The sequence below is a fragment of the Okeania sp. SIO2F4 genome (assembly GCF_010672385.1).
Taxonomy (GTDB): Bacteria; Cyanobacteriota; Cyanobacteriia; order Cyanobacteriales; family Microcoleaceae; genus Trichodesmium.
Genome location: NZ_JAAHGT010001223.1, coordinates 1 through 2,271, shown reverse-complemented (window position 1 = coordinate 2,271; position 2,271 = coordinate 1). Strand labels below are relative to the sequence as shown.

Here is a 2,271-nt window from a genome sequence, read left to right as displayed (position 1 = left end):
TCACCCCTAACCCCTCCGGTGGAGGGGTTAGGGGTGGGTTGACTCCTAAAAAGTCCCTTAGCTATTTGTAGCAAACATTTATCACATTGGTATTACCTATATCTAATATATTTAATAACTTTTGAGCTATTTGTTAAGGTGTAAACTTAGTAGTGTTTAAAAGTAAAGTCTGCTGAGGAGCGATCGCCTGTAAAGCGATTTTTGTTGCCTGGGAATCCTAGTTTATACTCTCTTCAACTAGGATTTTTAGTTTTTGACTAACTTCCATAGGTTGGTAGATTCCTGTTTTAATTCCAGTGAAAATTTATTGTGCTTCAGCAAAGGTAAACAAACTAGAAGCTTCAGGTATACCTAAAGCAGAAAAACTCATATTTTTTTGTCGCTCAACTACTGCATATTCTGAAAATTTTGTGATTTTATAGAAAGCATAATATCGAGTCAAAAGTCGTTTTAAACGTACTGATAATGGAGCATCTAAGATCACAAATTTTGCTTTTTTCAAAGTTTTAGCAGCATAAGTAACTTCATTTTTACCCCTTAAAACATCGAAAATTAGTGGATAATTAATTGTATTAGAATTAACTTGTAATTTATTCAAAATCTGACCCATACCACCAGGAAATTGTTTTTGATATTGACGAGTATATTTAAACCGCTCTAGGCGACAAATTGTTTGAATATTCTTTCCATTTATAGCTGCAATATAAGGAATAATTAATTCTGTTGTTAGGGTGCGTCGGTTCGGAAGTAAGGTAAAATTTAATCCTGATTTAGTTAATTTATTAATCATTGTAGTTTTGCCTACTCCTGTTAAACCTACAATAATAATTAGGTTTTCATTTCTGATAGAGACCCAATCTTTTTCTGAAGGAACACCAATAGCAATTCCTGGTTGTAGCTGTTTAAAATTTTGATTAGGTTTAGTTATAGTTTGCATCATTTTACTTAAATTTATTGAAATTTGAAATTTTTTAATTTAAGTGAGTATATCTTACAAATAGGGATTCATTAATGAATAATAGATAATTGATAATTACCTCTGGTTAAAAAGGAAATATCTTAGCACTTTTCTCTTGGTCAACTGGATATGGCGCACTTCGGAGTGGCTCTGTAATACCATTTCTCAAAAACTTTTCTACATTTGATTGAAGTAAGGGAGTAGGGGAGTGGGGGAGTAGGGGAGAAGTAAAAACAAGAATAATTAATGTTAAACTTGCTTAAACTAACAAAAAAGTAATTACCTTAGTTTAATTACTTAATAACTGAAGTGTGATCCAAGGTCTTGCGTTACTTTTGGGAATGGGTATAAGAGCGGGAGACCTCGCCATCCCTTGACCGCTTTTTCTCTTGAAATAAAAGGCTTTATACCTTTATTTTTTGGTAAAGAGTAGGGAATATCAAAGAATAAAAATAACTGTATTTCAGTAATTTGAGAAAGATTATTCCAGGGAAGAAAGAATTGTTTAGGACATAGACTGATGATGAATCTTAGACAGCGAAAATATTTTTCCAACTGTTCGCTGTTCCCTATTCCCTATTCCCTATTCCCTGCTATTGATAAGTATTAAAATTAAATGAAATGACCAAGAAAAAGTAAACTTCAGTATTTCAAGCCTCTGGGTTTCCTAGGGAATGCTGCGCAAACAGCCAGAGGTACTGATAACTGATAACTGATAACTGATAACTGAAATGAGTCATCACATTTTAAAAGCTAACTGTAAAACTGTTCATTTAGGAGGATTCTCACATCAATTGGAACCAGCATTAATAATTAATTCTGGCGATCGTGTCGATGTAGAAACTTATACGGGTTATTATCTTTATGACCGAGCACCTGAAGATTTTTTAACTCCAGAATTTCTGGAAATTTGTCATAATTTACCAGCGGAAAAAAAAGTCGGTCTGGGTCCTCATTTATTAACTGGACCTATATATATTAATGATGCTCAACCGGGAGATGTACTAGAAATTATTCTGCAAAATATTCACCCTAGTTTACCGATAGGATTTAATTCTATTCGTCGGGGATGGGGAGCATTACCGGAAGAATTTACGGAATCAAAACTCAATTTTATTCCATTAGATTTAGAGAAAAAATTTGCAGAGTTTCCTCCTAATAGCGGAATAAAAATTCCTCTTCAACCATTCTTTGGAATTTTGGGAGTTGCCACAAAACATACTCGGCGTTCTTCTATTCCTCCTGGTAGTTATGGAGGTAATATTGATTGTCGAGAATTGCAAGTTGGTTCGCGAATATTTTTACCTGTTTTA

At 33.6% G+C, this 2,271-nt stretch carries 2 protein-coding genes; one reads left to right on the top strand and one right to left on the bottom strand.

Annotation, left to right across the window (positions count from 1 at the left end):
• Positions 1-304: 304 nt before the first annotated feature.
• Entirely contained in the window at positions 305-940 is a 636-nt protein-coding gene (locus tag F6K22_RS39100; protein WP_293110353.1) for an AAA family ATPase, read from the bottom strand.
• Between the two features lie 749 nt (positions 941-1,689).
• Here F6K22_RS39100 and F6K22_RS39095 point away from each other — a divergent pair.
• On the top strand, positions 1,690-2,271 hold a 582-nt coding region (locus tag F6K22_RS39095; protein ID WP_293110351.1), incomplete at its 3' end, for an acetamidase/formamidase family protein.